We start from the raw sequence: 8,949 nt of genomic DNA, 5'->3' as shown, positions 1-8,949 counted from the left end.
TCTGCGAGCAGTGCGGGCGCCGCATGATCGTTCAGGTCAGCCCTGACGGATGGTGGGCGAAATGCTCCCGACACGGTGTCGTCGACTCGATCGACGTCGCCCGCAGGTAGCGTCACTCTGTGTGATCTCTCTTCGGCAGACTCGTCTGCGCACCGCGATCGTGATCGCCGCAACCATTGCGGGCGTGAGCGTGCTCGTCGGTGTGCTGTGGGCGTTCTTGGCTCCGGCCGAGCACCTGTTGGTGGTGTCCGAGGGGCGCGGCGTCGCGTTGACGGGTGAGAGCCTTCATCAGTTCGACGCGAGCGCCGTGTTCATCTGGCTGGCACTGATCGTCGGTGTGCTGTCGGCGGTGGCGGCCTGGTTGGCACGCCTGAGTCGAGGTCCTTATGCCCTGGGCGGGTTGATAGTCGGTTCAGTGGCAGGTGCCGGACTGATGGCACTCGTGGGTTCGGGCGTGACAAAACTGCGTTTCCCTACGGCCGACAATCCGGCGGTCGGGGAGATCATCGCGCGGGCCCCGAACGTCGGAACTTTGCTCGTGCTTCTGTTTCAGCCGCTCGCGGCGTGCGTCGTGACATTGGTTCTTGCAGTGCTCAATCCGTACGACGACCTCGGGGTGGGGGACCACCCGGAATCCGGGGATCCGGAATCTGGGGATCCGGCCACCGACACCGAACAGGCCGAAGTCGAGAGCCAGCCGAAACTTCCGTAACTGTTGCGTCGCTACGCCGCAGAGGTCGACGAGCGCTTGGTTTCGGTTTTCATTCGCACGTCACCCAACAGTCGCCCGGAAATCAGCGCGCCCAACCGGCGGGTTGCGAAGCGAGTGCTGATCGAGGACACCCAGTTCGGCAGTCCCGATACAACGGTCGGCGGCGCGTAGCGTCGATCCAGTGCTCGGAAAGCGGTGTCCACCACCTGAGTTGCCGTCTGCATTCGCCCGACCGCCGCGTCTTCGGAGCCGACTACGTCGAAGAACTCGGTGCGCGTCGGACCGGGGCACACCGCCAATACAGTCAATCCGCTGCCGCGAGCTTCGGCCCAGAGTGCTTCGGTGAAGTTGAGTACAAACGCCTTGGACGCGCCGTAGACGGCCATGCCCGGTGTCGGCTGGAACGACGCTGTGCTGGCGATGTTGACCAGTGCTCCGCGGCCGGTGAGAAGGTCGGGCAGGAATGTGTGTGTCAGCTCGACCAGCGTGGCGATGTTGAGTTGAATTTCGGACGTGACGCGCTCGAGATCTTCGTCCACGAATGCCCCGTGTGTTCCGAATCCGGCGTTGTTGATCAGCGAGTCGACGGTGATGCCACGGTTTGTCAGCTCCTGGTGCAGCGATGCACCGACGCCGGGTGCGGCCAGGTCGGCGGGCAGGACTGTCACGATGATGCCGTGGACGCCACGGAGTTCGGTGGCGAGTGCCTCGAGGCGGTCGGCCCGCCTGGCGACCAGAACCAGGTTTGCGCCGCGAGCGGCAAAGCGATGAGCGAATTCCACTCCGAGCCCAGCGCTGGCTCCGGTGATGAGGACGGTGGTTCCGGCTACGTCGATGGCCATGGTGGCTCCTTCGGTTCGGGTGATCCCAAATGTAGGCACTGACACCATAGTTGTCAATGACAACATTTTGATATGGTGCCACCATGCCCGCCCACGAACAGCCGTATCATCACGGCAGCCTGCGACAGGAACTCCTGGCGTCGGCCGAAGCAACACTCGAACGAGATGGCGTCGACAAGTTGTCGCTGAGGCAACTCGCGCGTGAGGCGGGCGTGAGCCACGCGGCTCCGGGCAAGCACTTTCGTGATCGCCAGGCTTTGCTCGATGCCTTGGCCGAAAGTGGATTCCATCGGATGACCGGTGCGCTCGAGCGGGCAGTCGCGGATGCTCCACCGACCGCGAGGGCCCGGTTCTCCTCGCTCGCCAATGCCTACGTGGATTTTGCGCTGGAGCATCCGGGCCTGCTCTCTCTGATGTACAGCAACAAGCATGCGCCGGGCGCCGACGAAACTGTCGTCAACGCGGGGCACGCGACGATGGACCTGACCGTCCGGCTCGTTTCGGAAGCTCAGGCCGCAGGTGACATTGCCGCCGGTGATCCGGAAAGCATTGCGCTGGTTGCCTTTGCGACGTTCCACGGCGTCGCGACGCTTGCTGCGGGCGGAATGTTGGGCGACGTGCCGGTGGGCGAGGTCGTGAACGCGGCCTCGACGGTCTTCTGGGCGGGCCTTTCCAGGGCTGTCTGAGGTGGGGCGCGCAATTCCCCAGAGTTCTCACAGAACCAGCACAAGGGAAGCACAAGATTGCGGACTTACATAGGAGTCAAGAAGATTGATTCCGAGTGGAGGTTCGGCAATGAGTGTTTCAGAGATCGCCCCCAACAGGGGAGTTGTACTTGTCACGGACATCGGATTCGAGCACGGTGCGCGCACGGCCGCCGAGTTTCTCGACGCTGGTTGGAGCGTGGCAGTCACGGCGCGGACGGTCACCGAATTGGTTCGCGTCATGGCGGGAAAACCTGCCCATCGCTTCTTTGCGATTGTCGCCGATCCGACGGATCGCTGGCAGGCCGATCGGATTCTCGATCGGGTGACGACTCGGTTCGGTGTAATCAACCGGGTCATCGATCCGGCCGGCGCCGTGACCTCGGTGTGGCTGCAGCGCGGAAGTCTCGAAGCTGTTGCCTGACAGTGCGATCGGTGTCAGCTTGGCGGCCGTAGTGCGGCGAATTCGTCGGTGACCCGCAAGGTGGAGTCGGTGAAACGGTACAGGGCGGGTGGACGTCCACCCGACTTGCCGGACGGTGCGGTGTTGCCGGTGGGAGTCAGAACGCCTCGACGCCCCAGCACGCGTTGCAAGTTGGTGGCATCGACCTGGTAACCGAGGGCAGCGCAGTAGATTTCGCGCAGTGTCGACATCGCGAACTCTTCCGGGGCCAGCCCGAATGCGATGTTGGTGTACGAGAGTTTCGCGGCAAGTCGATTGCGCGCGTGCCGTACGACGGTTCCGTGGTCGAACGACATCTCCGGCAACTTCGAAACCGGGTGCCAGGCCGTGTCCGGTGGCAGTTGTGGGTCGGCGCTGAGGGGAACGAGTCCGAGGAAGGTCGACGCGATGCGGCGCGGACCCGGCACGCGCTGTGGATCACTGAAGACGGAGAGCTGTTCGAGGTGGGCGACCTTTCGTAGGTCGACCTTCTCGGCGAGGAGTCGTCGAGCGGAGGTCGTCAGGTCCTCGTCGTCGCGCAAAGTGCCCCCGGGCAGGGACCACGTGCCCTTCTGTGGGTTGAGTGCACGCTGCCACAGCAGCACGGCCAACTCTTCACGCCCTTGCGGGCAGTGATCGCCGTCACCTGCGGCGATGCTTGCGGGGAAGGTGCGAACTTGGAACACCGCTGCAAGCACTTCGTGGGTGGTGTTACTATTGGGCACGTTTTCGATCCTAAGTCGAAAACCTCGAATACGGAAATCCGGGCCAGCCCGTCCGGATTTGAACTGGGTGACGAGCCCGGGTTCACGGTGAAGGAGAACGCCATGACGACCACGACGTTATGGGAGGGATCGGCCTCGCAGATTCACGACGGCCCCGGCGGATACAACGGAGTCGAAGCGACCCCCGAGTGGGCCGCCGAGATCAAACGTCTGGCTCGCGAACGCGGCGCGACGATTCTTGCGCACAACTACCAGCTGCCTGCGATTCAGGACGTCGCCGATCATGTCGGTGACTCCCTGGCGCTGTCGCGAATTGCTGCCGAGGCGCCCGAGGACACGATTGTCTTCTGCGGTGTGCACTTCATGGCCGAGACCGCGAAGATCCTGTCGCCGTCCAAGACCGTGCTGATCCCGGACGAGCGAGCCGGCTGCTCTCTGGCCGACTCGATCAATGCCGAGCAGCTTCGTGAGTGGAAGGCCGACAACCCGAACGCGCTGGTGGTGTCGTACGTGAACACAACCGCAGAGGTGAAGGGTCTCACCGACATCTGCTGCACCTCGTCCAATGCCGTCGACGTGGTCAACTCGATCGATCCCGACCGCGAGGTTCTGTTCCTGCCGGACCAGTTCCTGGGAGCTCACGTCAAGCGCGTGACGGGCCGTACCAACATGCAGATCTGGGCTGGTGAGTGCCACGTGCACGCCGGCATCAACGGTGACGAGCTGACGGCCAAGTCCAAGTCGCACCCGGACGCCGAGCTGTTCGTGCACCCTGAATGTGGTTGCGCCACTTCGGCTCTGTACCTCGCCGGCGAAGGCGCGGTCCCCGCGGACAAGGTCAAGATTCTCTCCACCGGCGGAATGCTCGACGCTGCCCGCGTCACCAAGAGCAAGCAGGTTCTGGTTGCGACCGAGATCGGGATGCTGCACCAGTTGCGTAAGGCGGCGCCCGACGTCGATTTCCAGGCCGTCAACGACCGCGCGTCGTGCCCGTACATGAAGATGATCACGCCTGCCGCGTTGCTTCGCTGCCTTCTCGAGGGCAAGGACGAGGTCCACGTCGATCTCGAGATGGCCAAGCGTGCACAGAAGTCGGTGCAGCGCATGATCGAGATCGGTAATCCGGGCGGCGGCGAGTGACCAGCCCTGCCGGGCGTTTCGCCTGGGAGGCTCATGCCGACCTGGTCGTCGTGGGAGGCGGTGTCGCGGGCCTCACCGCCGCGCGCACCGCTTCTCTGCGCGGACTGAAAGTACTCACGGTCAGCAAGGGCGGTCCGACGGACACCGCGACTCAGTACGCGCAGGGCGGCATCGCGGTCGTCGACGATCTGAATACCGATTCCGTCGAGTCGCACGTTTCGGATACGTGTGAGGCCGGCGTCGGTTTGTGCGACGAGGAAGCTGTCTATTCCATCGTCGAAGCTGGTCACGACGCTGTTGCTGCGCTGGCCGCGTTGGGAGCGGTCTTCGATCGCGGGCGAGACGGCGAGGTGTCGCGCACCCGCGAGGGTGGGCACAGCACGCGTCGGATCATCCATGCCGGCGGCGACGCCACTGGCGCGGAAGTGCAGCGTGCTCTCAATGCTGCCGGGCTCCCCGTTCTGTTCGGTGCAGCGGCAGTCCAGGTGGTGACCAACCGGCGTGGGGTGTGCGGACTCATCGTCTCCTCGCCGGAAGGCCTCGGAGTGATCCATGCGCCCGCGGTGCTGCTCGCTACCGGCGGACTCGGTCAGCTGTATGCCTGCAGCACAAATCCGCCCGGAGCGACTGCCGACGGAATCGCGTTGGCACTCGAAGCCGGTGCGGCGATTGCGGACCTGGAGTTCGTTCAGTTCCATCCGACGGTGCTCTTCACTCCGGGCGGGGTAGGCCGCCGACCCCTGATCAGTGAGGCGGTCCGCGGCGAGGGCGCGATTCTTGTCGACACCAACGGTGATTCGGTCACCGCAGGTGTTCATCCGCTGGGTGATCTCGCCCCGCGTGACGTGGTCTCGAGGGCAATCGCAGCACGACTACGCGATCTCGGCACTGATCACGTCTATCTCGACGCTCGCAAGCTCGACGGTTTCGATTCGAGATTCCCGACCATCACGGCGTCCTGCCTCGAAGCGGGCATCGATCCACGCACCCAATTAATTCCGGTCGCGCCGGCCGCGCACTATTCGTGCGGCGGAGTCGCCACCGACGTCCATGGACGAACGGGAGTGCCTGGTCTCTACGCAGCAGGCGAAGTGGCTCGCACGGGATTGCACGGCGCGAATCGTCTTGCGTCCAACAGCCTTCTCGAGGGTTTGGTAGTCGGGGAGCGTGCAGGAATCGCAGCTGCCGAGCGTCGCGAGGTTCATGCCGAAGTGGTCAACGTGGTGCGCAAGCCGATGCCGATCCTGCCGCGAGAGACCGTGCAGTCCGTCATGACGGCACACGCGTCGGTGGTTCGCGACGGAGGCGGTCTCCAGATTGCGCGAGCCGCGCTTGCCGACGCCGAACAGACAGTGGCGGTGGCTGCTCCGGACCTCGAAGACGCGGCGCTCACGTTGACCGCGACTGCATTGGTCGACGTGGCCGTGGCGCGAACCGAGAGCCGTGGCTGCCATACCCGCACCGACTATCCTGAAACAGATCCGAATCAGCGTCGCAGCACTCGGATCAAGATGGGTGCCGATGGAGCGCTAGAAATACCCGACATGTTGTTGACAGGAGTTCATTGATGACCGAGCAGAAGATCCTGCCCGCGCCGCTCGACCGTGACGAGCTGCTCACATTGGTCAGGCTCGCTCTGGACGAGGATCTGCGCTATGGCCCCGACATCACTTCTACCGCAACGGTTCCCGCCGATGCGGTCGCGAAGGCGTCGGTCGTCTCACGCTCCTCGGGTACTGTCGCCGGCATCGACGTCGGACTGCTTGTTCTCGACGAGGTGATCGGCGCGGGTAACTACGAGGTCGTTGATCGGGTGGCCGACGGAACTCGGGTTGCGCCAGGTCAATCGGTGCTCACCGTTGTCGCGCCCACCCGCCGACTTCTCACGGCAGAGCGCACGATGCTCAACCTCGTCTGCCATCTCTCGGGAATCGCCACGGCGACATCACAGTGGGTCGACGCCATCGCCGGCACTCATGCCAAAGTGCGGGACAGCCGAAAGACACTGCCCGGACTGCGTTCTCTGCAGAAATATGCAGTCCACGTGGGCGGAGGCGTCAACCACCGTATGGGATTGGGTGACGCGGCGTTGATCAAGGACAACCATGTTGCTGCTGCCGGTTCGGTGGTCGCAGCACTTCGTGCGGTCCGTGAGCTCGCCCCGGACATCGAGTGCGAAGTTGAGGTCGACAACCTCACTCAGCTCGATCAGGTGCTGGCGGAGAACGTGGAACTTGTTCTGCTGGACAACTTCCCGCTGTGGCAGACGCAGATCGCGGTCCAGCGCCGAGACGCTGTTGCTCCAGAAACCAAACTCGAGTCATCCGGTGGTCTCACCATCGACGTTGCCGCAGAGTACGCCCGAACCGGCGTCGACTACCTCGCTGTAGGTGCCTTGACACACTCGGTGACGGTCCTCGACCTCGGGCTCGACATGTAGGTGCCGCTATTGCTCGGCGTCCAGCAGTTGTGGGACGGCCGAGCGAAGCGCGTTTGTCACGGTTGTGACCGCCGGGTGAGCGTCGGAGCCCGCTCGGTGTGCAATCTTGGTCCTTCGTCGAATGGGCATCGGCGTCAGGCGCACACCTAGCGGCGGATGGATTGTTCCGAGTTCAGGAACCAGCGAAACACCCTGTCCCGCAGCGACGAGGGCGAGAACGGTGGCGAATTCGTCGATGTGGTGTCGCACTTTCGGGGTGAATCCAGCTGCCTGGCATGCGCGAATAGTCATTGCATGACAAGCAGTTCCGGGAATTGCGGTAATCCAGGGACGTTCTACGCAGTCGGTCAGCGATGCGACAGCGTCGTGGGGATCTGACTCGATGTCACTCGATGCGAGGTACACGGCTTCGCTGCACAGCGGCAATGTCGTCAGGCCCGGTTCGGTGGGGCGAGGGACGAAGTCGTAGTCGTGAATCAATGCCAAGTCCAGAGTCCCAGCTCGTAGGTCGTCGGCGACGTCCGCCGGGTCGATCTCCGAAACCATCGGTTCCAACCCGGGATGCTCGCGAGACAGGGCGATCAATGCCGCCGGGAGGATCGCCCGTGCCGCGGTCGGGAACGTTCCGATGCGCAGCGGCCCCGCCAGTCCACGACGTGCGTCGACCAATTCACCTGACGCCTGCTCCAGGCGTTGCAGGATGGCTTCGGCATGACGTGCGAGGTTCTCACCGGCGGGTGTGAGTCGGACGCGACGGCCTGTTCGTTCCAGCAGCGGCACGCCGGCTTCACGTTCGAGGACGGCCAACTGCTGCGACACCGCGGAGGGACTGAACGACAGCGCCTCGGCAACGGCAACGATGGTTCCGCGCAGCGCTAGTTCGCGCAAGAGCTTCAGTCGGCGAACATCGAGCATCAGCTCAGCTTACGCTCGACGATGGAAATGCGAACTAGACCTACAAGGTTTGTTCGGTGAGGCTGAGTTCTATGACTACGACTCGAGTTGACCTGGCCGGAATCCATGTTCCACTGATCACGCCCTTCGAGAGCGACGGTCGTATTGCAACCGATGCACTCGAACAGCTTGCGCACCAGGTCCTCTCCGAGGGTGCGGTCGGACTCGTTGCGCTGGGGACTACAGCGGAAGCCGCAACACTCACCGAGCAGGAGAGAGTGACCGTTCTGGATATCTGTGCGAATGTGTGCCGTGCGAGAGGCGCGACGTTGATCGTCGGCGCGGGCAGTAACGACACGGCGGCCAGTGCGCAGGCGCTCGGGAGGCTGGCTCGGTGGCCTGAGGTCTCGGCGGCGTTGGTGCCGGTTCCCTCCTTCACGAGGCCGTCGAAAGCCGGTGTGGTGGCGCATTTCGCGCATCTGCAGTCGTCGAGCCCAGTGCCGCTGATCGTCTATCACGTGCCGTACCGGACTGCGTGCGATCTGGACAGCGGCACTTTGCAGGAGGTGGGTACTTTGCCCGGGGTTGTTGGTGTGAAGTATGCCGCGGGCGGTATCGACGCAGCTGCCGTCGAACTCTTCGCGGATCTTCCAGGCGACTTCGCCGTACTGGCGGGGGATGATCTATTTCTCGCGCCTCTTCTGGCCTTGGGTGCGGCCGGTGGCATCTTGGCGTCCGCTCATGTGTCGACCGCTGAGTTCGTCCGCTTGGTAAAAGCTTGGGACAGTGGCGATGTGGACGGCGCCCGTGACCTCGGGCGGAGTTTGTCGAAGCTGTCCGGAGCTCTGTTTTCCGAACCGAACCCGACTGTGATCAAGGGCGTATTGCATGCGTTGGGACAGATTCCGACTCCCAATGTTCGACTGCCGTTGCTACCTGCGGGTGACGAATCGGTAGCGCGGGCGCTCGAGGTTTACCGCTCTTGACTCGAACGGGTGTTCGAGTATGATTTGGGGAGGGGATCGGGGGATTCAATGAGCGTCTTGTTGT

10 protein-coding genes are annotated in these 8,949 nt (G+C 63.5%); 7 read left to right on the top strand and 3 right to left on the bottom strand.

The genetic code is table 11. From position 1 onward, the window contains the following. The first annotated feature begins 121 nt into the window (after positions 1-121). Entirely contained in the window at positions 122-712 is a 591-nt protein-coding gene (locus RWT78_RS25335) for a DUF2567 domain-containing protein (protein ID WP_161120608.1), read from the top strand. An 11-nt stretch (positions 713-723) separates the two neighbouring features. On the opposite strand, the gene RWT78_RS25330 is transcribed toward RWT78_RS25335, so the two are convergent. Then, positions 724-1,554: an SDR family oxidoreductase gene (locus tag RWT78_RS25330; protein ID WP_208690532.1), complete on the bottom strand. Its 831-nt coding sequence runs from the start codon at positions 1,552-1,554 to the stop codon at positions 724-726. Between the two features lie 83 nt (positions 1,555-1,637). On the opposite strand from RWT78_RS25330, the gene RWT78_RS25325 reads away from it, so the two are divergent. Then, positions 1,638-2,240, top strand: a complete 603-nt coding sequence (locus RWT78_RS25325) for a TetR/AcrR family transcriptional regulator (RefSeq protein ID WP_314681727.1) — start codon at positions 1,638-1,640, stop codon at positions 2,238-2,240. 109 nt (positions 2,241-2,349) lie between these two features. Beyond that, complete coding sequence (locus RWT78_RS25320) at positions 2,350-2,682, top strand: hypothetical protein (RefSeq protein WP_003941794.1); 333 nt, start codon at positions 2,350-2,352, stop codon at positions 2,680-2,682. Between the two features lie 14 nt (positions 2,683-2,696). On the opposite strand, the gene RWT78_RS25315 is transcribed toward RWT78_RS25320, so the two are convergent. Beyond that, positions 2,697-3,425, bottom strand: a complete 729-nt coding sequence (locus RWT78_RS25315) for an NUDIX domain-containing protein (protein ID WP_007733069.1) — start codon at positions 3,423-3,425, stop codon at positions 2,697-2,699. A gap of 102 nt (positions 3,426-3,527) precedes the next feature. On the opposite strand from RWT78_RS25315, the gene nadA reads away from it, so the two are divergent. From nadA to nadC, 3 genes are read left to right on the top strand one after another with little or no spacing between them, the layout of a single operon-like run. Then, a complete protein-coding gene (gene nadA, locus RWT78_RS25310) occupies positions 3,528-4,565 on the top strand; it encodes a quinolinate synthase NadA (protein WP_003941702.1) in 1,038 nt (345 codons plus the stop codon). After that, a complete protein-coding gene (locus tag RWT78_RS25305; protein WP_003941771.1) occupies positions 4,562-6,133 on the top strand; it encodes an L-aspartate oxidase in 1,572 nt (523 codons plus the stop codon). Before nadA ends, RWT78_RS25305 begins: the two co-directional genes overlap by 4 nt. Continuing rightward, positions 6,133-7,005, top strand: a complete 873-nt coding sequence (gene nadC, locus RWT78_RS25300; RefSeq protein ID WP_314681724.1) for a carboxylating nicotinate-nucleotide diphosphorylase — start codon at positions 6,133-6,135, stop codon at positions 7,003-7,005. The genes RWT78_RS25305 and nadC overlap by 1 nt, the downstream gene beginning before the upstream one ends. Positions 7,006-7,011: 6 nt before the next feature. On the opposite strand, the gene RWT78_RS25295 is transcribed toward nadC, so the two are convergent. Continuing rightward, the gene (locus tag RWT78_RS25295) at positions 7,012-7,920 is read right to left on the bottom strand and encodes a LysR substrate-binding domain-containing protein (RefSeq protein ID WP_003941801.1); all 909 of its coding nucleotides are present in this window, start codon (positions 7,918-7,920) and stop codon (positions 7,012-7,014) included. A 71-nt stretch (positions 7,921-7,991) separates the two neighbouring features. Here RWT78_RS25295 and RWT78_RS25290 point away from each other — a divergent pair, with 71 nt between their 5' ends. Next, complete coding sequence (locus RWT78_RS25290) at positions 7,992-8,885, top strand: dihydrodipicolinate synthase family protein (RefSeq protein ID WP_314681721.1); 894 nt, start codon at positions 7,992-7,994, stop codon at positions 8,883-8,885. Positions 8,886-8,949: the final 64 nt, after the last annotated feature.

Origin of the sequence: uncultured Rhodococcus sp. (assembly GCF_963525155.1) — a bacterium.
Lineage (GTDB): Bacteria > Actinomycetota > Actinomycetes > Mycobacteriales > Mycobacteriaceae > Rhodococcus_F > Rhodococcus_F qingshengii.
This window is presented reverse-complemented; position numbering and strand designations above follow the sequence as displayed.